This is a genomic window from Phytoactinopolyspora halotolerans, from assembly GCF_010550675.1.
GTDB lineage: Bacteria > Actinomycetota > Actinomycetes > Jiangellales > Jiangellaceae > Phytoactinopolyspora > Phytoactinopolyspora halotolerans.
Map to the genome: position 1 here is coordinate 241,270 of NZ_JAAGOA010000003.1, position 20,920 is coordinate 262,189.

19 protein-coding genes are annotated in these 20,920 nt (G+C 68.3%); 8 read left to right on the forward strand and 11 right to left on the reverse strand.

Translation table 11 applies throughout. From position 1 onward, the window contains the following. Nucleotides 1–54: 54 nt before the first annotated feature. The 4 genes from G1H10_RS05670 to G1H10_RS05685 all read left to right on the forward strand — a co-directional run bounded on the left by G1H10_RS05670 (nt 55) and on the right by G1H10_RS05685 (nt 3,728). Entirely contained in the window at nt 55–966 is a 912-nt protein-coding gene (locus G1H10_RS05670) for an ABC transporter ATP-binding protein (protein ID WP_163733943.1), read from the forward strand. An 86-nt stretch (nt 967–1,052) separates the two neighbouring features. After that, complete coding sequence (locus G1H10_RS05675) at nt 1,053–1,844, forward strand: ABC transporter permease (protein ID WP_216852932.1); 792 nt, start codon at nt 1,053–1,055, stop codon at nt 1,842–1,844. Between the two features lie 19 nt (nt 1,845–1,863). After that, nucleotides 1,864–3,111 carry a sensor histidine kinase gene (locus G1H10_RS05680; protein ID WP_163733946.1) on the forward strand — a complete coding sequence of 416 codons (1,248 nt, stop codon included), beginning with the start codon at nt 1,864–1,866 and terminating at the stop codon, nt 3,109–3,111. Further along, a complete protein-coding gene (locus G1H10_RS05685) occupies nt 3,108–3,728 on the forward strand; it encodes a response regulator (RefSeq protein WP_163734463.1) in 621 nt (206 codons plus the stop codon). Before G1H10_RS05680 ends, G1H10_RS05685 begins: the two co-directional genes overlap by 4 nt. 68 nt (nt 3,729–3,796) lie before the next feature. Here the strand turns inward: G1H10_RS05685 and G1H10_RS05690 are convergent, their stop codons facing one another. From G1H10_RS05690 to G1H10_RS05700, 3 genes are all read right to left on the reverse strand, one after another. Continuing rightward, a complete protein-coding gene (locus G1H10_RS05690; RefSeq protein ID WP_163733948.1) occupies nt 3,797–4,156 on the reverse strand; it encodes a hypothetical protein in 360 nt (119 codons plus the stop codon). Nucleotides 4,157–4,474: 318 nt separating this feature from the next. After that, entirely contained in the window at nt 4,475–5,170 is a 696-nt protein-coding gene (locus G1H10_RS05695) for a response regulator (protein WP_163733951.1), read from the reverse strand. 185 nt (nt 5,171–5,355) lie between these two features. Beyond that, complete coding sequence (locus G1H10_RS05700; protein WP_216852933.1) at nt 5,356–6,786, reverse strand: ATP-binding protein; 1,431 nt, start codon at nt 6,784–6,786, stop codon at nt 5,356–5,358. A gap of 119 nt (nt 6,787–6,905) precedes the next feature. Between G1H10_RS05700 and G1H10_RS33830 the strand changes: the two genes are divergently transcribed. Both G1H10_RS33830 and G1H10_RS05710 read left to right on the forward strand, forming a co-directional pair. After that, nucleotides 6,906–8,705 (forward strand): PspC domain-containing protein, encoded by a 1,800-nt coding sequence (locus tag G1H10_RS33830; protein WP_163733954.1) that lies wholly within the window; start codon nt 6,906–6,908, stop codon nt 8,703–8,705. Beyond that, nucleotides 8,702–8,902, forward strand: a complete 201-nt coding sequence (locus tag G1H10_RS05710; RefSeq protein WP_163733957.1) for a hypothetical protein — start codon at nt 8,702–8,704, stop codon at nt 8,900–8,902. Before G1H10_RS33830 ends, G1H10_RS05710 begins: the two co-directional genes overlap by 4 nt. Before the next feature lie 45 nt (nt 8,903–8,947). On the opposite strand, the gene G1H10_RS05715 is transcribed toward G1H10_RS05710, so the two are convergent. The 6 genes from G1H10_RS05715 to G1H10_RS05740 all read right to left on the reverse strand — a co-directional run bounded on the left by G1H10_RS05715 (nt 8,948) and on the right by G1H10_RS05740 (nt 15,954). Next, entirely contained in the window at nt 8,948–9,946 is a 999-nt protein-coding gene (locus G1H10_RS05715) for a glycerophosphodiester phosphodiesterase (RefSeq protein ID WP_163733960.1), read from the reverse strand. A gap of 200 nt (nt 9,947–10,146) precedes the next feature. Next, the gene (gene guaA / locus G1H10_RS05720; RefSeq protein WP_312856537.1) at nt 10,147–11,718 is read right to left on the reverse strand and encodes a glutamine-hydrolyzing GMP synthase; all 1,572 of its coding nucleotides are present in this window, start codon (nt 11,716–11,718) and stop codon (nt 10,147–10,149) included. 102 nt (nt 11,719–11,820) lie between these two features. Further along, nucleotides 11,821–12,786, reverse strand: coding sequence for an ROK family protein (locus tag G1H10_RS05725; protein WP_216852934.1), 966 nt, complete (start codon nt 12,784–12,786; stop codon nt 11,821–11,823). After that, nucleotides 12,787–13,761 (reverse strand): carbohydrate ABC transporter permease, encoded by a 975-nt coding sequence (locus G1H10_RS05730; RefSeq protein WP_163733965.1) that lies wholly within the window; start codon nt 13,759–13,761, stop codon nt 12,787–12,789. After that, the gene (locus G1H10_RS05735; RefSeq protein WP_216852935.1) at nt 13,751–14,680 is read right to left on the reverse strand and encodes a carbohydrate ABC transporter permease; all 930 of its coding nucleotides are present in this window, start codon (nt 14,678–14,680) and stop codon (nt 13,751–13,753) included. The genes G1H10_RS05730 and G1H10_RS05735 overlap by 11 nt, the downstream gene beginning before the upstream one ends. 8 nt (nt 14,681–14,688) lie before the next feature. After that, nucleotides 14,689–15,954, reverse strand: coding sequence for an ABC transporter substrate-binding protein (locus G1H10_RS05740; protein WP_163733968.1), 1,266 nt, complete (start codon nt 15,952–15,954; stop codon nt 14,689–14,691). Between the two features lie 319 nt (nt 15,955–16,273). On the opposite strand from G1H10_RS05740, the gene G1H10_RS05745 reads away from it, so the two are divergent. Further along, a complete protein-coding gene (locus tag G1H10_RS05745; protein WP_163733971.1) occupies nt 16,274–17,470 on the forward strand; it encodes an ROK family transcriptional regulator in 1,197 nt (398 codons plus the stop codon). 44 nt (nt 17,471–17,514) lie between these two features. Here the strand turns inward: G1H10_RS05745 and G1H10_RS05750 are convergent, their stop codons facing one another. Continuing rightward, nucleotides 17,515–19,041, reverse strand: a complete 1,527-nt coding sequence (locus tag G1H10_RS05750) for a M81 family metallopeptidase (RefSeq protein ID WP_216852936.1) — start codon at nt 19,039–19,041, stop codon at nt 17,515–17,517. A 287-nt stretch (nt 19,042–19,328) separates the two neighbouring features. On the opposite strand from G1H10_RS05750, the gene G1H10_RS05755 reads away from it, so the two are divergent. Next, nucleotides 19,329–19,820, forward strand: a complete 492-nt coding sequence (locus G1H10_RS05755) for a MarR family transcriptional regulator (RefSeq protein ID WP_163733974.1) — start codon at nt 19,329–19,331, stop codon at nt 19,818–19,820. A 109-nt stretch (nt 19,821–19,929) separates the two neighbouring features. Here G1H10_RS05755 and G1H10_RS05760 read toward each other — a convergent pair whose 3' ends face one another. Then, entirely contained in the window at nt 19,930–20,751 is an 822-nt protein-coding gene (locus tag G1H10_RS05760) for an LLM class flavin-dependent oxidoreductase (protein ID WP_163733978.1), read from the reverse strand. Nucleotides 20,752–20,920: the final 169 nt, after the last annotated feature.

Genomic DNA, 20,920 nt, shown 5'->3' on the forward strand with positions numbered 1-20,920 from the left:
TCGCTGACCTCGGTGGGCGATCCGTCATCGCGCCGCGACGGCGATTCTCGAGTCATGGCGATCATCGAGGTAACCAACCTGCATAAACGCTACGGCGACACGGTGGCTGTCGACGACGTCTCGTTCAGTGTCGACGAAGGCGAGATCTTCGGGATCCTCGGCCCCAACGGCGCGGGCAAGACCACGACGGTCGAGTGTGTGGAAGGTCTGCGCGTGCCCGATCGGGGCACGGTCACCGTGCTCGGCCATGACCCGATTCAGGACCGAGGAGAACTCCGGCAGCAGGTCGGCGCGCAGCTTCAGGAGAGCCGGCTGCAGGACAAGCTGACGGTGGCGGAGGCGTTGGACCTGTACAGCTCGTTCTACCGGCAGCCCGCGGACTGGAACCGGCTGCTCGAGGTACTCGGGCTCGCCGACAAGCGGAACACCCAGTACCGGAAGCTGTCCGGCGGCCAGAAACAGCGTCTCTCGATCGCGTTGGCCCTGGTGGGGAACCCGAAGATAGCGGTGCTCGATGAGCTGACCACCGGCCTGGATCCACAGGCGCGCCGGGACACCTGGGATCTGATCGAACAGGTCAGGAACTCGGGCGTCACGATCGTGCTGGTCACGCACTTCATGGACGAGGCCGAGCGGTTGTGCGACCGGCTCGCCCTGATCGACTCCGGGCGGATCGCCGCATTGGACACGCCGGCCGGGCTGGTGTCCCGGGCTGCGCAGGAGCAGCGGGTGCGGTTCCGTCCCTCCGCGCCGCTGGACGATGACCTTCTGACCGGATTGCCCGAGGTGACGGCGGTCCAGCACAGCGGTCAGCAGACAATCGTGACCGGAACCGGGAACCTGTTGCATGCCGTGACGTCGGTCCTTGCGCGGAACCAGATCGTGGCGGCCGACCTGCGTGTCGAACAGACCACTCTCGACGACGCGTTCATCGCCCTCACCGGTCGCCGGCTCGACACGGAGTGACGGCCCCGCCGGACCGGACCGCTGAGTGACAGCACGATCGACCACTGACCGTGGAACAACTGATCCGTAGAACAGGAGCAACGTCCATGTCCACGCTGCAGAACATGTCCACCCTGCAGAAGGTGACCCTCGTCGAGGGCAAGCTCTTTCTCCGTGAGCCGATGTCAGTGATCTTCGGCGTATTCTTCCCCACCGCCCTCCTGCTCGGCTTGGGCGCGATCCCCGCGCTACGCGAGCCCTCGGAGGAGTTCGACGGCGCACGCTTCGTCGAGGTCTGGGCTCCGACCGCCTTGGTCCTGGGGATCGGGATCTTGGGGCTTCAGCACATCCCGAACGTCGTCTCCTCGTACCGGGAGAACCGCATCCTGCGTCGGATCTCCACAACGCCGGTGCACCCCGCCACGCTGCTGGTCGCGCAGCTCATCGTCGCCCTGGCGGCTGCGGTCGCGGCCGCGGTGCTGCTCATCGTCGCGGCATGGCTGGTACTCGACGTTCCGTTGCCGCAGGAGCCGTTGTGGTTCACGGTGGCCTTCCTCGTCGGTTTCGCCGCGGTGCTGGCGATCGGCATGCTCATCGCCGCTGTCGCCCCGAACACGCGCCTCGCCAACGGCTTGGCGATGGTCGCCTACATGGTCGCGATGTTCGCCGGCGGCGTCTTCCTGCCGCGATTCCTGTTGCCGGACGCCCTGGTACGCATCGGCGACTACACTCCGCCCGGGGTTCAGGCGCTGCTGGATGCATGGTCGGGGGACGAGGCGGTGGCGAGCGCCGTCGGCGTTTCGTCGGCTGGACCTCCTGAGCTCCTGCAGCTGGGGATAATGGCCCTGATCGCGGTGGTGGCCGGTTGGGCAGCGGCCCGGCTGTTCCGCTGGGAATGAGGACCGGGAGCATGGGACGATGAGCAGCGAGCAGGTGCGGGAGAAGTGCACTCCCGACTGGGACCGGTGGTGGGGGAGGGTGCTGTTCTACATCCCCTGGGTGCTGCTTGCTCCGCCGACCGTGATCAGCCAGCTGCCCACTGACCAGACCTGGTCCGAGCGGGCCGTCACGCTCGGTCTGGTCGCCGTCGCCGCCGGTTGGGTGTTCTTCGGGAACACCCGGGTTCCGCAGGCTCGCCGGGATCGCGGGTACCTGTCGATGGTGTACTTCGCCGGTTTGCTGGTGCTCTTCGTCGCCCTGATGAGCCGCGACCTCGTGTTCGTGCTCTTCACCATCACCGGCTTCTTCCACGCCTACCTGTTGAAGCCGTGGCCGCGAGGCGTGGCGGCGATCTTCGGCACGTCCGTGGTGCTGAACACGATGACGATGGGCCCTCCGGAGGCGAGCGCCGAATGGATCGGGACGTACGTGGGCGTGATCGCCATCCAGACGGGAGCGATCGGTCTCGGGATCGTGTTCTCCGAGAAAGGAGCCGAACACGACCGCAAGCGCGACGAGCTGGTGACGAAACTGGAGGCAGCGCTGGAGGAGAACGCCGGGTTGCACGCCCAGCTGCTGACCCAGGCACGCGAGGCCGGTGTGCTCGACGAGCGGCAGCGCATGGCTGGTGAGATCCACGACACGCTGGCTCAGGGTCTGACCGGCATCGTCACTCAGGTACAGGCTGCGCAACAGGTATGGGACCGTCCGGATCAGGCGCGACCGCACCTGGACCGTGCGTTGAACCTGGCCAGGGAGAGTCTCACCGAAGCCCGCCGCTCGGTGCAGGCGCTCCGACCGCAGGAGCTCGACGAAGCCCACCTACCGGACGCGCTCGGCGATCTGGCCAAGCGATGGGCAGAGGACACGGATGTTGCCATGCACGTCGACGTCACGGGCGACCGGGTCCCGCTCAGTCCGGCGATCGAGGTCGCCATCTTCCGGGTCGCTCAGGAAGCCCTGACCAACGTGGCCAAACACGCCAACGCCTCGCGCGTCGGGCTCACGCTCTCGTACCTGGGCGACGTCGTCCTGCTCGACGTCCGCGACGACGGCACGGGCATGCCGAGCGGAGACAGCCGCGGCTTCGGGCTGAACAGCATGACGCACCGGATCAGGAGTGTGGGAGGCACACTGGAGATCGAGAGCGCACCGGGCGACGGGACGGCCATCAGCGCCAGCGTGCCGGCGATCACGGTGTCGGAATGGAACGGTGCGACGCCATGATCCGGGTGCTGATCGTCGACGACCATCCGATCGTCCGTGACGGCCTGCGCGGTGCGCTGACCAGCGAGCCGGACATCGAAGTGGCCGGTGAAGCCGCCAACGGACGTGAGGCCGTCGACCGAGCGATCGGCATGGGGGTCGATCTGGTGCTCATGGACCTGCGGATGCCGCAGATGGACGGCGTCCAGGCGATCGCCGCCTTGCGGGAGCGATCGCCCGACACCCGCGTGCTCGTCCTCACCACGTTCGACAGCGAGAGCGACGTGTTGCCCGCGATAGAAGCGGGCGCGACGGGTTACCTGCTCAAAGACGCGCCGGCCGCGGAACTGCTGCGCGCGGTACGGGCGGCATATCGTGGCGAGTCGGTGCTGTCGCCATCGGTTGTCGGCACGCTGATGGGTCAGGTTCGTAAGCCGTCCGGCCTTGCCCTCAGCGACCGCGAACTCGAGGTTCTGCAGCTGGTCGCCGATGGTGCGTCGAACCGGGAGGCCGCGTCACGCCTGTTCATCAGCGAGGCGAGCATCAAGACGCACCTGCAGCACATCTACGACAAGCTGGGCGTGCGTGACCGCGCCGCAGCTGTGGGCGAAGCCTACCGTCGCGGATTGTTCGGCTGACGTCGCCCGGACGTCGCCGATACCCCGGTCACTGCCGGTTGACGACGGGCGTCCGATGCGCGAGGTCTCTACCAGAAGACGGCGACGATGACGTTGCCGACGGACAGGCCGAAGATCAGGTAGTACAGGCCGTCCGGGATGCTGGAGCGGCTGCGGTTGATCCAGGCGAGCACGGTGACGACGAGCGCAACGACCAGCTTGACGCCGATCCGCCCGTGGTTCGGATCGATGTCCAGGGAGTCCGCCATCTCCTGCATGGCTACCAGCAGCAAGCCGCTGACCACCTGCGTGAGCGCGCCGTGCAGCATGGCCATGTTGATCACACGTTCGCCGCCGGCCGTTCTCATCTGCACCAGGGCGCCGCCGATCAGGCTCGCCAGCCCGAGGAAATGCAGGACCACCAGCAGGTTGTACAGGAAGTCGACCATCGCCATCCTTACCATCGAGCGTGCGTCAGGGCACACGCTACTACGTCGCGTCGTACGACTGTCCGACCGGCACAGGCGCGTCGCGCGAGAGATATCGACGAGGGCATCCTCGGGAGGCCGCGGTGGTGGGCAGAACCGTGGTTATGGGCAAGAGTTGCGCGAGCCGCTCGCCCGGATCGTCGCCAGTTTCGGTGCTCGCCCGCGTGACCTCGCCGGTCGCCGGCTCCCCGTCGCCGTCGCTTAGCGGCCCGCCGATGCTTGGTCACGAAACAGGGATTTCCGCTGCAAGCGGAACCAGACGTTTCCTAGAAGACACTGCTAGATCAAGCGACGATCGGTGGCCCAGCGGGTGAGCTCGTAGCGGTTGGACAGCTGCAGCTTGCGCAACACCGCCGAGACGTGCGTCTCCACCGTCTTGACCGAGATGAACAGCTCCTTGGCGATCTCCTTGTACGCGTACCCGCGCGCGATCAACCGCAGCACCTCGCGTTCCCGCTGGGTGAGGCGATCCAGATCGTCGTCGACACTCGGCGCCTCGGAGCCGGCGAACGCATCCAGCACGAACCCCGCCAACCGCGGCGAGAAGACAGCGTCGCCGTCGGCCACCCGGGCGATCGCGTCCACCAGGTCCTCACCGGTGATGGTCTTGGTCACGTACCCGCGGGCGCCGGCACGGATGGTGCCGATGACATCCTCGGCAGCATCGGACACGGACAGCGCCAGGAACTTGACCTCGGGCAACTTCGCATGCAGCTGCTGCAAGACCTCGACGCCGCCACCACCCGGGAGGTGCACGTCGAGCAGCACCACGTCGGGACGTGTCTGGGCGATGACTGTGATGGCCTCGGCGGTGTCCGCCGCTTCCGCCACGACGTCGACGACGTCGCTCGATTGGCCGAGCTCAGCACGGACGCCGGTGCGGAACATCGCGTGGTCGTCGACCAACACGACTCGGACCGGTTCCGTCCGGGCGCCGCCGTTGCCGCTGTCGTTGCCGGCACCGGGCTCGCTCATGTTGGCCTCCACTACTCGTCACCTCTCCGGTGTTCTCACCGTACCGGCTGCGGGCCGCCTCGACCCACGCAGGCAAGGTCCGCTGCGGAACGAATGACGGTGTGGTCGCCGGAGCGACCAGAATGTCGCTTCGTTGTCGGACGGCTTCCCACCTGTCGACGGCCCGTCGGTCCGCATCCCACTCCTCATGTCGTGGTCGAGAACAGCCGGACCTCCGTGCCCTCTCCGGGCGCGGACCTGATCTGGGCGCTTCCGCCATGGCGCTCCATCCGGTCGATGATCGAGCGCCGTACCCCCAGTCGATCCTCAGGGATCTGATCCATGTCGAAGCCGGCCCCGCGGTCCCGGACGAACACCTCGACGCCGTCCTCGGTCGCCTCGAAGAAGATGTCGATCTTGTCCGCGCCGGAATGCTTGGCGGCGTTGACGGCCGCCTCGCGCGCCGCCTTGAGCAGGGCGTTCCCGATGCCGTCGATGGGTGCATCGCCGACCGTCACGACTTCGACCGGGACACCGAACGAGTCCTCTACCTCGGCCCCGGCCTTGGTCAGCGCCGCCGCCAGGGAGGACTCGTCCTCGCCCTGGTCGCCGTAGAGCCAGCTGCGCAGGTCCCGTTCCTGGCTGCGTGCGAGCTTGACGACGGCACGCGGATCGTTCGCCTGCTTCTGGATCAGTGCCAGTGTCTGCAGCACCGAGTCGTGCAGGTGAGCGGCCATGTCGGCGCGTTCTTGGGTGACGATGCGTTGACGCCGTTCCGTCTCCGCCGTACGCCATAGCTGCCACAGCCACGGCCCGAGGATCAGCGCGATGCCGACCAGGAGCACCACGATGCCGGACAGCGCGTTGACCGTCGCGTCCAGCTCACCCTGTCCCGCCAGGAAGACGACGGTACCGATGACCACCACGAGCACACCCGCGGTGACCCGCAGCAGGGCGATCCGCCCACCGGCGCTGATCGCACCCAGCAGCGGGAACCGGGGCGACAACGCCGCCATACGCTGCCGCTCCTTGGCGTCGGCAGTTCGCCACATGAGCGTGAGGCCGCCCGCCACCAGCATCATCGGTACGACGTACTCCGGGCTAATGCCGAGTGGAGTCTGGCCGAACGCGAAGATCGTTCCGGTACCGAGGATGACGAGCGCGGCCAGCTGCCCGAGATCCCCGGAGCGTTGTGCCAGACTCCGGCGGCGGCGCATGTTCGCGCGGCTGGCGGCGGCGATCCCCGCGGGTGCGGCGTCTTCGGCCTGCTTGGCCAGCGTCTGGTCCGACGGAGTGAAGATCCACAACGCCAGGTAGAGCACGATGCCGAACCCGGAGAACGAGGTCAGCAGCGTGAACGCGATCCGCACCGTGATCGGCTGCAGCCCGAAATGCCGGGCCACCCCGGACGCGACCCCGGCCACGAGCCTGCCGTCGGAACGGCGAGCGAACCTCGGTGTGGTGGTGCCGCGCCCGCCGCCATGGCCTCCCGCACCGGTGGTACCTGCCGCGCCTGCCGTACCCGCGGTGCCTGCCGTACCCGCGGTGCCTGCCGTACCCGCGGTGCCTGCCGTACCTGAGCGTGCGCCGGTGCCGTCCGACCTGGAGGCAGACGACGGTTGAGGTGCAGCGCTCATATCTCGATACTCACATGCCGAAGCGCCCGTTGCCATGAGGGAAGCCCCTGAGGTCTTCCGGGTGTCTTCAGGGTGATCCCCGATGGTGAACGGCCGTTCCACGAGGCAGTATCGATGTCATGAGCGAGATGCCATCCCAACCGTCGCAACCGGGGCGCTCCGGCACCGCCACCGCCGGCATGACGGAGGAGCTGCGGACGCTGCGGCGTAGCCAGGAGAACCGGGTGATCGCCGGTGTGCTCGGTGGCCTGGGCCGTCGACTCGGCGTGGACCCGCTGGTCCTGCGGATCATCACCGGCGTGCTGGCCCTCTTCGGCGGCGTCGGGCTCTTGCTGTACGCGCTGGGGTGGCTGTTCATCCCTGCCGAGGAAGAACCGGCATCCGTGCTCGACCAGGCCATCGGGAGGCGTGACGTGCGCGATGCCGCGTCCGTCCCGCTGGCTTTGGCGCTGGGTGCCGTGATCGTCATCTCGTCCGGTGTGATCATCGGCTCCTCCTGGAACTCCTGGTTCCTGTTGCTGCTGGCGGCGTGCGGGCTGTATCTGCTGGTGAAGCGGAGGAACGACGACGGGGCCACGCCGGATCCGGCGCCCGACCTCGGATACGAACCGCCGGTCGGACCGGTATACGAGCCATGGTCGACGCTGCACGAGCCCGGTACCGCGCCGACCGGTTCGCCGTATCCCGGAGCGGCAGGCGCTGTGCCCGGAGATACTCCTCCCGGTGATGCCGCGTCCGGCGATGCCGCGCCCGGTTGGGGAGAACCCGTGCCTGAGACGGAACCAGAGGCCGGCGGGGGCCCGGGACGCGTCGGCGTGGACGGTCGCGCATGGCTTCCGCCCGGTACCGATCAGCCGACCGCGCCTGACGACGAAGACGCCGGCGCCGCCGCCGACGACGAGGCCGGCTCGGGTTCCGCAGTGGGAGGAACCACCGAGAGTTCGCATCCAGACGCACGTGCCGGCCACGCAGGTCCCGCCGGGCCAGCCGGGCCAGCCGGGCCAGCCGGGCCAGCCGGGCCCAGGGTGTCCACTGGGCCGATTGTGCCGCCCGGGCCCGCCGGTCCGGTGGGGCCACGTGGTCCGGTAGGGCCGCGCGGTCCGTACACCGGTTCCGGATGGCCCGAAGGACCTGACTGGAATGCGCCGGGTGGCCCGCGCTCCCCGTACGACGACATATATGCCGTTCCCGGTGAGGGTCCGATGCGGCCCGCGCAACCGGTCAAGAAAGAGAAGACCCGCTCGGTACTCGGGCTGCTGACGGTCTGCTGCGCTCTGATCTCTGTGGGCATCGTGGCGCTCGTCGAGCACGCGGGCGGCGTCGACCCGGGTCCGGCGTACATCGCCGTGCCGCTGGGCGTCGTGGCGCTCGGACTGATCGTCGGAACCTGGTTCGGTCGTTCCCGCGGTCTGATCTTCCTGGGCTTCCTGCTCATCCTGGCGCTCATCCCGGCGACGATCTTCACTCGCTGGGACGTCACCGCCGGCGAACGAGAGTTGCCGCCGCCCACCACGGTCGCCGAACTGCCGACGGAGACGGTCAGCCACGGCGCCGGGCCATTCAGTTACGACCTCTCCGGCCTGGTGCTGGCCGACTCCGACGATGTCAGCATCTCGATGGAGCTCGGCATGGGAGAACTGAGCGTGGTCGTCCCGGAGGACGCCGACGTGGTGGTCAACAGCAACGTCGGCATGGGGTCGGTCGAGGTCTTCGACTATTCGGGCGGTGGCGTCGGCTTGGACAACCAGACGACCGACTACGGCGCTGACGGACCAGGCCAAGGCGGTCGCATCGAACTCAACCTCGATCTCGGCATGGGCAACGTGACGGTCACTCGCGCCGACGGCACCGCGCTCGATACAGTCCCAGGCGGCGACCAGCCCACACCGGGCGCACGTGAGACGCAGGAGGTCCGATGAAGCGCCACGAGGCGGACGTCACGTCCCTGGTCTTCGGCCTGCTCTTCTTCGGCGTCTTCGTGGTCTGGGTGCTCGTGCACGCCGGTGCCATGGGGATCGAAGGTATCGGTCAGGCGGTGCCCATCCTGTTCGTCGCCGTCGGCCTGGCCGGCCTGGCCGCGTCCATCAGCAAGTTGCGCCGCAACCGCGAGAACTGACGCGGCCGCCTGCGCCGGGCCGGCATCGGGGCCGGCGCCGCCGCGTCAGTGCGCCGGGACCAGCGCGGCGAACTCGTTGCGGGCCGTGATCGCCGTGTCGGGATGGTCGGTGAACACGCCGTCGACGCCCGCGTTGAAGTAGGCGGCGTACTCGGCGAACGCATCGCCGAACATGGCGGCCTGTGCGCCCCGGCGATGCTCGGACGGGAGGAACGCGTTCTCGTTCCGGAACGTCCACGCGTGCACGGCCAACCCGGCGTCGTGGGCGTGTGCCACCAGGCCGTTCGAGCGAGCCAGCCGTCCATCCGGATCCCGCGGGATGACCAATGACTTGTGCACGCCGATGGCCGACGCGTATCGGGATACCTCCTGCAGGCCGGCCGGCGTCAGCAGGTCGGCGAAGGTGCGACCGTGGCCGTGGTGTTCCCAGTCGTACGGCCGGCCGTTCAGGTTGACCAGCTGCACCAGTGGTGCGCTGGTCCGGGTGGACAGCCGGTGCAGCGCCGAAGGCTCGAAGCACTGGATGAACAGCTGGCTGGTATCCAGGCCGGCGGCGGCGACGTCCCGCAGTATCGCGTTGTCGTGCCACAAGCCGTGCGTGGCGAAGTGCGTCGGGTGTTTCATCTCCGGATAGACACCGATGGGACGGCCGAGCCGGCGCGTCGCCTCAGCCGCCAGGGCGGTGATCTCGGCGAACGTGGGGATCCGGAACCGATCGTCGTACATCGAGCTCTGCTGACGGATGTCGACCAGGCGCTCGCGCGCCCATAGCGTCTTGATCTCGTCGAGGGTGAAGTCCTCGACGAACCATCCGGTCACCTCTGTGCCGTCCAGCGCCTTGGTACGACGGCGGTCGGCGAACTCTGGGCGCTGCGACACGTCGGTGGACGTGGACAGTTCCGCTTCGTGCCGGGCGACCAGCGCGCCGTCGGCGGTGATCACCAAGTCCGGCTCGATGAAGTCGGCACCGAGGTCGATGGCGAGGCGATATGCCTCGAGGGTGTGTTCGGGCCGATAGCCGCTGGCACCCCGGTGGGCCACCACCAGGGGTCGTCGAATATGTGTAGCCGACCGTCTGCCCAACAACCCTGGTGGGCGGCCGAGTAGTGCTCTCATGAGGACTACGTCACGCCGCTCACATGTCGCGATTCCAACGGTGAGTCGAACGAGACGTGACGTGTCGACGACAAATCGACACTGGAATGACAAGTCACATGACTAGTAGTGGAAGGCAAAGCGTCGGATCATTCCCATTCGATGGTCGCGGGCGGCTTACTGGTGACATCCAATACCACGCGGTTGACCTCGCGCACCTCATTGGTGATGCGGGTAGAGATACGTTCAAGCAGCTCGAAGGGGAGCCGGGACCAATCGGCCGTCATGGCATCTTCACTGCTCACCGGGCGAAGCACGACCGGATGGCCGTAGGTGCGCTCATCACCTTGGACACCGACCGAATGCACGTTGGCGAGCAGAACCACCGGGAACTGCCACACGTGCCGATCCAAACCGGCTTCGGTGAGTTCGGCCCGCGCGATCGCGTCGGCGCGGCGGAGAACCTCCAGCCGTTCCCGGTCCACCGAGCCGATGATCCGGATCGCCAGACCCGGCCCGGGGAATGGGTGCCGCCAGACGATATCGGCCGGAATGCCGAGCTGCTCGCCGACGGCGCGTACCTCGTCCTTGAACAGCCAGCGCAACGGCTCGACCAGCGTGAACTGCAGGTCGTCGGGCAGGCCGCCCACGTTGTGGTGGCTCTTGATGTTGGCCGCGCCCTCGCCGCCGCCCGATTCGACGACGTCCGGGTAGAGCGTGCCCTGGACCAGGAACTCGACCTCGTCGCCCTCGGCTCCGGCCTTCGCGACGATCTCGCGCGCGGCGTCCTCGAATACGCGGATGAACTCGCGGCCGATGATCTTGCGCTTCTCTTCGGGATCCTCGACGCCCTTCAGCGCGCTGAGGAATCGCTCCTGGGCGTCCACGACGTGCAGGTCCACCCCGGTGGCGGCGACGAAATCCCGCTCCACCTGCTCGGCTTCGCCCTCGCGCAGCAGGCCGTGATCGACGAAGACGCAGGTCAGTTGGTCGCCGACGGCACGCTGCACGAGCGCCGCCGCGACCGACGAGTCGACGCCGCCGGACAGCCCGCAGACGATCTGCTTGCTACCGACCTGTGCCCGGATGTCTTCGACGGCCTCGTCGACGATGTTGACCATGGTCCAGGTCGGCCGGGCGCCGGCGATGTCGAACAGGAACCGCTCGAGCACAGCCTGGCCGTGCTCGGTGTGCAGTACCTCGGGATGCCACTGCACGCCGGCCAGACCGCGCTGCGGATCCTCGAACGCGGCGACGGGCGTGGCGTCGCTGAACGCGAGCACGTCGAACCCGTCGGGGGCCTGGGTGACCGAGTCGTTGTGGCTCATCCACACCGTGCTGCCGGCCGGCACGCCGTGCAGCAGCGTCCCAGGGTGCTCGACGTCGACCGGCGTGCGCCCGAACTCGGAGAGCCCGGTGCGAGCCACCTGGCCACCGAGGGCGACGGCCATGGCCTGGAAGCCGTAACAGATGCCGAACGTGGCGACGCCGGACGTGAACAGGTCAGGATCCACGCCGGGTGCGTCGTCGGCATAGACGCTGGCCGGACCGCCGGAGAGGATGATGGCCTTCGGGTTCTTGGCGAGCATCTGCTGCACCGGCATGGTGTGCGGCACGATCTCGGAGTAGACCTTGGCTTCGCGCACCCGGCGCGCGATCAGCTGTGCGTACTGCGCGCCGAAGTCGACCACGAGCACAGTGTCATGCGATGTCTCAACCACCCGCACGAGCCTAGCCGACATGCGCTCCGTGGACAGCACGCCGGGCTCTCGGTGGGAGGAGCGATCGGCGTTGCGCGGGCTCGTTGCGTCCTGAGCGCGTGCTCATGCCGGCCCCGTGCCGACGCGGGGCAGACAGGCGACAGCAGCGCCGATAGCCACGGCTCGGGCGCCGAGCGTGCCCGGTGTGACGACGACGGGTTGATCGGAGACCGGCGGCTCCGCCGAGATCTCCGTCTTCAACGCCGGCTCGAGGAGATCCCAGGCCCCGATGAGCCCGCCGCCGATCACCACGTGCGTGACGTCGATCAACGTCGCGACCATGACCGCTGCCTGGCCGATCGCGCGGCCCGCGTCCTCGAACACCGCTGCCGCACGGGCGTCGCCGGCACGCGCTCGCGCCGCGACGTCGGCGGCGGTCACCGAGGCGGGTCGCCCGTCGTCTGTGCGCTCCAGGTATCTCGCCGCGATCGAGCGGCCCGACGCCAGCGTCTCCAGGTGGCCGGTCCGGCCACACGAACACGGCAGATCACCGAAGCCGGGAACGTGCCCGATCTCGCCGGCCGCGCCGTTCGGTCCCGCGTACAGCTCGCCACCGAGCACCAGGGCACCGCCGACACCGGTGCCGAGGGTGACGCCGAGGACGTCGTCGTACCCCTGCACGGCGCCGAACCGGCGCTCGCCCTGGACGAACGCGTTGACGTCGTTCTCTACGACGGCCGGGACGCCGAACGCCGCCCGCAGCTCGTCGGCGAGCGGGAATCCCGCCCACTTGTGGAACGAGTCCGACGCCGCGACGATCGTGCCGGTGCGCCGGTCCACCACCCCGGCGGCTCCGGCCCCGACCGCGGCCAGCCGGTAAGCCCGCCCCTGCTGAACGGATGCGGAGGCCAGCGCGCGTCGTACCACGTCGACGGCCGTGGTCAGCATCGCCGTCCCACCGTCCTGGGCGGGCGTGGCCGCCGACACGTGGCCCACGACGGTCGCCGCGTCGTCCATCACCACCGCCGACGTCGTCGTACCCCCGATGTCGATACCGGCGACGACCGGCGCCTGTTGCGGATCGCCCACTCAGCGCCCTCCCAGACCGGCGGTCGCGATCCCCTTGACCAGGTGCTTCTGCAAGGCGATGACGAGGATGGTGGTGGGGATCATGGAGATGATCGCCGCCGCCATCTGCAGATCCCAGCGGGTCCCGTTCTGACCGGAGAACGACGCCAGACCGATCGGCAGCGTGCCGTGCGCGTCGTAGTCGACGACGGTGATCAGCGGCCACAGGTAGCTGTTCCAGAAGGACAGGAACGTGAACACCGCGAGGACCGCCACCGCGGGTTTCGCCAGCGGCAAGATGATCTGTGCGAACGCACGGAACGCGCCGGCACCGTCGACCCGGGCGGCCTCGTCCAGCTCGTACGGGATGCCGCGGAAGAACTGCCGCATCAGGAACGTGCCGAAGGCCGTGAACGCGAACGGGAAGATCAGCGACTGGTAGCTGTCCACCCATCCGAACCACTGCATCAGGATGAACATCGGGACGACCAGCACCTCCTGCGGCACCATCAGCGTCGCGAGGAACAGGACGAACACCAGGTCGCGGCCGGGCCAGCGCAGCCGTCCGAAGGCGTATCCGGCAGTGGTGGAGACGACGAGGACGACGAGCGTGCCGGCCGTGGCCACGAAGAACGAGTTGGTGATGTACGTGGTGAACGGCCCGTAGCTGAACACGTCGGCGAAGTTGCTCCACCGCACCTCGGAGGCGAGCAGCCGCGGCGGCATGGAGAACACCTCGGTGTTCGGCTTCAGCGCGGAGAAGAACGCGTAGACCAGCGGCAGGGCGAAGAGGACGGCGGCGATGACCACGCCGACGTGGGCGAGGACGGTGCGTACTGCGCCGCGGGACTCTCCGGCGACGCGGGTGTCCAGCGCCTCGCGGCGTCGCTGGGCCTTGCGGGCCGGGCGGTCGCCGCTGCGGCCACGTCCGATGCCGCGGCGGCGGCCCTGGCGATCGTCGCCGGGGGCGGTCGTAGTGGTGAGCTCAGTGCTCATAGTGCACCCACCGTTTCTGTGCCTTGAACTGCACCGCCGTGACCATGATGATCAGCACGAACAGCACCCACGCGGCCGACGCCGCCAGGCCGAGATCCTGGAACTTGAACCCCTGGTTGTAGATGAACTGGACCAGCGGCATCGTGGCGTTGCCCGGGCCGCCGCCGGTCAGCAGCTGCGGCTGGGCGAACACCTGCAGCGAGGTGATGATGGTCATCACGGTGGCGAAGAAGATGGCCGGGGAGAGCATCGGCAGCACGACGCTGCGGATCATCCGCCATCCGCGCGCACCGTCGATCCGGGCCGCCTCAACGACCGACGTGGGCAGCTGCTCCAGTGCGGCCGAGAAGATCAGCATGTTGTAACCCATGCCTTGCCACACCGACATGACGACCACCATGATCATCGCCCACTGCGGATGCGCCAGGAAGTTCGGTAGCTGGATGTCGAACAAGGAGACCGAGACGCCGTTGAACAGCCCTTGCGGCTGCAGCAGCATCTTCCAGACCAGTGCGTTCGCGACGATCGGGGTCACCACCGGGATGAAGAACAGCACCCGGAAGGCGCCCCGGCCACGGATCCGTGGGGACAGCGAGAGTGCGAGCGCGAGCGCCACGACCAGGTTGATCGGCACGTAGAGCAGGGTGAAGACGGCCGAGTTGCGCAGCGCGGGCCAGAAGTCCGGGTGCTGGGTGAAGAGGTTCCGGTAGTTGTCGAACCCGGCGAACGACCGTTCGCCGAACGCCGGCCAGTTGTGCAGGCTCATCACGATCGAGACCACGACCGGGATGACCGTGAACAGGGCGAGCCCCGCCAGGGCCGGGCTGATGAAGCCCAGCGCCTGGCGGGTCTCCGCCTTCTTCAGGCCGCTGACCCGGCGGCGCCGTGGACGCGCGGTCAGCATCGCGGGTGTCGGCATGCGGCTGCTCAGTTGCCGAACTGCTGCTGGACCTGCTCGAGCATGTCGCCCATTCCTGCCTGGCCGGTGTACACGCTGACCAGTTGCGGCTGGATGGCGGTGTTGACCTGGTCCCAGTCGTCCGTGGAGCGCTGGCCCTCGACGTCGGCGAATGCGGCCTCGAATGCGGCCTGGACCTCGTCGCGGACCGCGTCGTCGAGCGATTCGAAGTACAGCGGCTGCGATTCCGCGCGCGCCGGGTAGCTACGTCCGGAGGAGGCCATCGCGTCCTGTGCGTCCTTGCCGAGCAGCGATCCCAGGACCTGCAACGCGGCCTCCTTGTCGGCACAGTCCGCGGCGATGCCGTAGCCGGAGCCGAGCACGAGCGCGGTGCTGCCGGCGTCCCCGGCGGGCAGGTTGGTCATGCCGGCGGCGAAGCCGGTGTCGTTGTTGAGGTAGGTGACCGCGTTCCAGGTGCCGTCGACGGCCATCGCTACGTTGCCGGCGGCGTACTCCGTCTCACCCCAGCCGGTCTCGGACGCCGACGGCGGCGGCGCGGCGACTTCCTGCTCGGTGACGAGCCCGGCGTACCAGGTGGCGGCGTCGACGAAGTCCGGGTCGGTGAGCGCGAGGTTGCCCTCCTCGTCCACGGGCTGCTTGCCCGACATGGCGATCGGCAGCGACATCCATTGGAACTCGGCCATGCCGATGCCGAACCCCTTGTGGTCGTCGGTGCTGACCGACTGCGCGGCGGACTCGAAATCCTCGAAGCTCCAGCCGATCTGGGGCTCTGGTGCACCGGAGTCGGCGAACATGTCCTTGTTGTAGTAGACGAGCATGGTCGCCACGTCGAACGGCAGTCCGTAGAGCTGGCCGTCGTGGGTCATGATGTCCAGCGCACCGTCGACGAAGTCGTCCTCGGAGAGGCCGGCCGTCTCCAGATCCTCCGGGGTGAGCGGCATGAACGCCTCCGCGTACGACGAGAGCCGCTGGCCGTTCATCGACGTCACGCAGGCGACGTTCCCGGCGGAGAGGTTGGTCGTAAGCTTGGTGAAGTAGTCGTTCCACGGCGCCGTCTGCAGCTGGACGTCGATGTCCGGGTTCTCCGCCCGGACGATCTCCAGCGTGTCGTTCAGAAACGCCGTGTCTTCTTCGCTGCCGGCCCACATGTCCCAGACGATGCTCGATGTCCCGCTGCTGGAATCGTCGCCTCCGTCGCCGTCGTCCGAGCCGCATGCGGCGAGCATCACGGCGGCGAGTGCCGTGGCCGTGGCCGTGGTTGTGGTGATCCTCATGATCGCAAGTCCTTCCGGTCGGTTCCCGCTGAGCGCGGTGATGTCTGACGAGATCCGATGTGCTGAGACTCGGTGCGCCGAGACCGATGCGCCGAGACCCGACATGCCGAGCGTCGATGTGCTGAGCGTCACGCGAGCAACTTAAGTCGGTAGTAGACCACAAGATCGCAATTATCGAATAAAGTCTCCGAATGAAGTTATCGACATGTAATCGTCGTCCTGGCTTTTCGTCCGAGGACACGCTTGCTCTGTGCCGTGCGATTCGGCCATGATGGGCGCGGAGCTACTTAATTCGACGTCGAAGGAAAGAAGTCCACCTATGGCCTCCGACAGTGCGGCGCCCATCGCCTCTGCGGCGGTGCGAACCGGAACGCGAGACGAGCGGGCCGTGGCGTCCCGCATCGTCGCGCTGATCTCCGCGGGTGTCGCCACTTCCCGTGCCGACCTGGCACGATCGCTGGGCGTCTCCCCGTCGACGGTCTCGTTGCACGTCCAGGAGCTGATCGAGGCCGGAGTGATCGACGAAGGCGGGATCGGCGACTCCCGGGGCGGCCGGAAACCCCGATTGCTGCGCATCCGGGACGAGGGCGGATACGTCCTGGTCGCGGATCTCGGCGGCACGCACGTCCGGATCGCCGTGATCTCGCTGGCGAGCGAGCTTCGGGCGGTCCGGGAGATCCCGGTCGACGTGGCTGAGGGGCCTGAGGTGGCACTGGACGCCATCGTCGCCGAGTGGGCCGAGCTGGCCGAGCCGTGGTCACAGACCGGGCGGCTGCGCGGCGTCGCGCTCGGCCTGCCGGGGCCGGTGGACGTGGCCTCCGGGCGGGTCGAGCTTCCGGCTCGCATGCCCGGCTGGCATCAGTTCGGGGTGCGCGATTACGTCGCCGAGCGGCTCGGGGTTCCGGTCCTGGTGGACAACGATGTGAACCTGATGGCGCTCGGCGAGCACTTCGCGGCCCAGCAGCCGATCGAGCACAGTGTCACGGTCAAGGCGGGCACCGCGATCGGAAGCGGTCTGATCACGTCCGGCCGGCTGCACCGCGGCGCCACCGGTGCGGCCGGGGACATCACCCACTCGCGCGTCTCCGCGGCCGGCTCGACGCCGTGTTCATGCGGCAAGCTGGGATGCCTGGAGACGATCGCCTCCGGCGCGGCGATCGTCCGCCGGCTCCGTGAGCGCGGCGTCGACGTGCACTCCACGGCCGACGTGGTCAGGCGCACCCGGGACGCCGAACCCGAGGTGACCTCGATGGTGCGGGAGGCCGGCGGGCACCTGGGCGAGGTGCTGTGCACAGTGGTGAACTTCGTCAACCCGGACGCGGTCTTCCTGGGCGGTGCGCTGTCCACGCTGGAGCCGTTCGTGGCGATGGTGCGCAGCCAGCTCTACGACGGATGCCACCCGCTGATCACGCAGCACCTGATCATCGCGCGCACCGCGACCGGAGCGGAGGCGGGGGTGATCGGCGCCGGCCGGCTGATCCTCCAGCACGTCCTGGCCGACCACACCGTCCCATGATCATGAACACTAACCCGTGTTATTTGAACGGCTAGTGTTCATGATCATGGGGAGGTCGGGTTGTGACGGTGCAGGGCGGGGCGTAGCTCGGGGTCGGGCATGTCCGGGTCGAACGGGAACATCGGCCGCTCGATGTGCTGGTGTCCCAGACGCAGCAGGTCCTGGTCGACGCCGCCGGGCGTGAGGGCGAGACGCCAGTCCGCCGCCATCTCGTACAGCTCCGGCTCCAGGTATCCGATCTTCACGACGACGACGTCCGCGGCGTGCGGGTCGAGGCCCAGCCCGGTGAAGTCGGACACCAGATGGAAGGGCTTGCGACGTTCGGTGATGATCGCGTGCACGGCACCGCTGCGCAGCACGGCGACGGTCCCGGCCACCGGATCGTTGTACGTGATCGAGAAGACGTCCCCGCTCAGCGGGACGGGACCGCGCGGACGGGCGTCGACGCGGCCGCCGACGTGCACCTCCACCCGGCCGCCGACGCCGGCGCGGACGGCTTCGGCGACCGCATCCGGGTCGAAGATGGAGGCGTGGATCACCGTGCGGGCCGGGTCGCGGAGTTCCGGCCTGGCGAGCAGTTCGCCGAGCGTCCACGAGACGTCGCCCGCGCCGCCCGCGGTGGGGTTGTCCCCGGAGTCGGAGATGACGAACGGTGTCGCCGCGCCGGGACCGCGGCCGAGCGCGATGTCCAGGCATTCGTCCAGGGTGCCGGTAGGGGCGACGAAGGCGAAGTCGTGCCGGGCGTCCCAGAAGGCGCGCGCCAGCTCGGCGGCCTGGGTGCGGGCGAGCTCGGCGTCGTCTCCGGTGACAACGATGGCGGCCTGGCAGCGCGGCTCGTCAGCCCAGGCGTAGCCGATCCAGATGGCGGCGTCCACGATGCCGTCCAAGGCTTCGATCTGCGGCAGCCGCCCGTACAGGCTGCGGGCCGGCTCCAGCCGGGTGCTCGTCTTCTCCCCGGGCAGTAACACGGGGACCTGCACCCAGGCCTGCCAGGGACGGCGCGCGACCGGGTCGCGACCGTGCGGGCCGCGCAGGCGTTCGAGGAGATTGTGTACGGCACGCTCGCGGGTGTTCCAGGCGTCCTCGTGCGGCGCCATCCGGTAACAGGTGATCAGGTCGACGGCCTGGGAGAATTCGGCGGAGACGTTGCCGTGCAGGTCCATCGACGTGGAGATCAGCGTGTCCGGGCCGGCGGCCGCTCGGATCGCCCGGGCCAGGTCCGCCTCCGCGTCCTCGAGTCCGACGACGCTCATCGCCCCATGGATGTCGAGGAAGAGCCCGTCGAACGGACCCTCGGACCTCACCGACTCGACGATCTCATCCCGCATCCGGCGATAGGTTCCAGCGTCCACGGCGCCGCCGGGCAGGGCCGTGGCCTGCAGGATAGGGACCCAGTCCGCGGCGTCGCCGCGTTCGGTGCCGACCGCGAGGAACGGATAGCGACGACGCAGATCGGCGCCGCGCAACACGGTGAAAGCCTCTGGGCCGCTGATGTGCGGGGAGAACGTCGACGACTCGATGGCGATGCCCGCGATCGCGACCCTCGCGCGTGCGATGCCCGAGGGATCCACAGGCCTCAACGGTGGCGACCAGATGGCGGAGGCTAGTGTCACGGGGCACCTTCTTCAAAATCGAATTAAGTTCCTACGTATGTTTCATCAACGCACATGATAGTGGCGGTCGCGGAGACAGCCGCGTCGCCCGGCAGCGGGCCGCAGATCTTCTCAAACGGGTGACGGCAGGAGAGGCCCGGTGACGCGCGCGGCGCGGCCAGGCGATCGTGGCGATCGAGGAGAGGGCTGAGGTGCTCGACCCCGCGGTAGTTGTCGCTTACGGTTGAGTACGAGGTGACGACAATATGAGTTCCGTAGCATCGTCCAATGCTGACGAGCGCCGCCGGCGGCGACGGCTCGCCGGCACGGTCAAGGATGCGCTGCGCGAGCTGAATCTCCAGCTGTCACTGCTCAACCACCACATCGGCGGGCGTGTCGCGCTCCGGGGCGTCGACTTCGACTGCCTGGACATGATCGGCCAGCACGGACCGCTCAGCCCGAGCGCGCTCGCGCACCGGGCGGGGCTGCATCCCGCCACGATCACGGGGATTGTGGACCGGCTCGAGAAGGGTGGATGGGTCACCCGGGAGCGTCATCCGACGGATCGTCGCGCCGTCGTCATCCGTGCCATCCCCGGCCGCAACGCGGAACTCTTCCGCCTCTATGCGGGGATGAATGCATCGCTGGATGCGCTGTGCGCCGAGTATGGCGACGATCAGCTCGAGGTCATCGCGGACTTCTTGCGCCGAACGACCGAAGCCGGGCGCGCGGCCGCGGACGACTTGGCCGACGGTTGACGCGTCAAGCGGTCACCGCCGCAGCCAGGCGTCTGGCCGCGGCGCTCGGGTCGATCGCGCCCGCGCTGCGCTCGGGTCGGTCACGGCCGCGCTGCCCTCGTGGGGTTGATCATGTCCCGGACAGCATCTCGACGACGGGCGCGAAGTCTTCGATGGACCATTGCGGGACCGTCACGTAGGAGATGCCGAACTCGTCGCGATTGCGGCGCAAGGCGTTCGCCATCTGTGCGGGTGTGCCGGTGAGCCGGCCATAGGAGTGTGCAGGGAGTTCGCGGAATTTCGGCGGCACCCATTCCGGCAGCTCGTTGTCACCGATGATCAGCAGGTTCACGGCCAGCTCGAGATCGTCGAACGACGGGTCCGTGCCGGCGCGCAGCTCCTTGACCTTGGCGGCCAGGTCGTCGCGAGTCTGCTGGTACGGCACCGGGATGGTCAGCGTGTCCGCCTCGGCCACGGCGAGTTCCACCAGCTTGGGCCCGATCCCACCGAGCAGGATCCGGGGGGTGGGCTGGTGGCTGGCGGCGAAATGCTCCTTGACCGCGGCGATGGTGGCGGCGAGGTGGGCGCGTCGCTCGGTGGCAGTGCCGAACGGCATGCCGAGCCGCTCGGCGTCGGCGGCGGCGTCGGGCGTGCCGATGCCGAGCCCGAGCTCGAATCGGTGATCGGAGATCATGTCGATCGTCGCGGTCTCGTGCGCGACCGTCGCCGGAGAACGGAAGGGTGCCGCGAGAACCTGTGTCCCCAGGCGGAGCGACGACGTCGCGGCTGCCACCGCGCTCAGAGCGGGGAACGGTGACGGCAGCCACAGGCCGTCGGCCATCACCATCGTGGAGAAACCGAGCTGTTCGATACGCGCGGCGACGCCGAGCAGGTCCTTCGATGTGGGGACGAGGCCGACTGCGGCCCCGAATCGGAACTCTTTGGCAGGCATGTGGGCCCTTTTCCGCGCTGGTGCGCTGTCTATCGCAGAGACGCCTGAAATACTACTGAGTCGAGATTATCAAGAAATCATAATATCGCCAATGCTGAGCATCACCGTGATGCGGGTCGTTGCGGGTCGCAGGAAATTCAGATGCGGAGTGGCAGTGCCGCTCCGTAGC

Bases quoted from the DNA above. Each gene is read 5' to 3' on its own strand.
- G1H10_RS05670 (WP_163733943.1), top strand. From the start codon at position 55: ATGGCGATCATCGAGGTAACCAACCTGCATAAACGCTACGGCGACACG.
- G1H10_RS05675 (WP_216852932.1), top strand. From the start codon at position 1,053: ATGTCCACGCTGCAGAACATGTCCACCCTGCAGAAGGTGACCCTCGTC.
- G1H10_RS05680 (WP_163733946.1), top strand. From the start codon at position 1,864: ATGAGCAGCGAGCAGGTGCGGGAGAAGTGCACTCCCGACTGGGACCGG.
- G1H10_RS05685 (WP_163734463.1), top strand. From the start codon at position 3,108: ATGATCCGGGTGCTGATCGTCGACGACCATCCGATCGTCCGTGACGGC.
- G1H10_RS05690 (WP_163733948.1), bottom strand. From the start codon at position 4,156: ATGGTCGACTTCCTGTACAACCTGCTGGTGGTCCTGCATTTCCTCGGG.
- G1H10_RS05695 (WP_163733951.1), bottom strand. From the start codon at position 5,170: ATGAGCGAGCCCGGTGCCGGCAACGACAGCGGCAACGGCGGCGCCCGG.
- G1H10_RS05700 (WP_216852933.1), bottom strand. From the start codon at position 6,786: ATGAGCGCTGCACCTCAACCGTCGTCTGCCTCCAGGTCGGACGGCACC.
- G1H10_RS33830 (WP_163733954.1), top strand. From the start codon at position 6,906: ATGAGCGAGATGCCATCCCAACCGTCGCAACCGGGGCGCTCCGGCACC.
- G1H10_RS05710 (WP_163733957.1), top strand. From the start codon at position 8,702: ATGAAGCGCCACGAGGCGGACGTCACGTCCCTGGTCTTCGGCCTGCTC.
- G1H10_RS05730 (WP_163733965.1), bottom strand. From the start codon at position 13,761: ATGAGCACTGAGCTCACCACTACGACCGCCCCCGGCGACGATCGCCAG.
- G1H10_RS05735 (WP_216852935.1), bottom strand. From the start codon at position 14,680: ATGCCGACACCCGCGATGCTGACCGCGCGTCCACGGCGCCGCCGGGTC.
- G1H10_RS05740 (WP_163733968.1), bottom strand. From the start codon at position 15,954: ATGAGGATCACCACAACCACGGCCACGGCCACGGCACTCGCCGCCGTG.
- G1H10_RS05745 (WP_163733971.1), top strand. From the start codon at position 16,274: ATGGCCTCCGACAGTGCGGCGCCCATCGCCTCTGCGGCGGTGCGAACC.
- G1H10_RS05755 (WP_163733974.1), top strand. From the start codon at position 19,329: ATGAGTTCCGTAGCATCGTCCAATGCTGACGAGCGCCGCCGGCGGCGA.
- G1H10_RS05760 (WP_163733978.1), bottom strand. From the start codon at position 20,751: ATGCCTGCCAAAGAGTTCCGATTCGGGGCCGCAGTCGGCCTCGTCCCC.